Here is a 258-nt window from a genome sequence, read left to right on the forward strand (position 1 = left end):
GTCAGTTCGCTAATCATCCCCGCACCGTAACCGCCCATCTCGTCAGGATTCTTGAACGCCCATGCGCCTTGCTGGACGACTTCACCCTCAAGGTTCAGGAGTGTGTCGTTTGACAAGACCATGATGTCGTCGATGCGGGTGCGTGCGACTTTGGTCAGACGCTCGGCCATCTCGTCACGACTCATGACGGCCTCACCGAGGCGTTCAACAGTTAAACTTTTCATCGACGCGAGAAACTTTTCCACTGCTGGATTTCGC

Annotated in this window: 1 protein-coding gene; it reads right to left on the reverse strand. The window is 55.0% G+C overall.

The window, feature by feature from the left end:
- Positions 1-258: hypothetical protein (locus N8L33_RS10015; protein ID WP_261059760.1), on the reverse strand; the 258-nt coding region annotated here is incomplete at both ends.

Source organism: Streptococcus mitis, assembly GCF_946188695.1.
Classification (GTDB): domain Bacteria; phylum Bacillota; class Bacilli; order Lactobacillales; family Streptococcaceae; genus Streptococcus; species Streptococcus mitis_DF.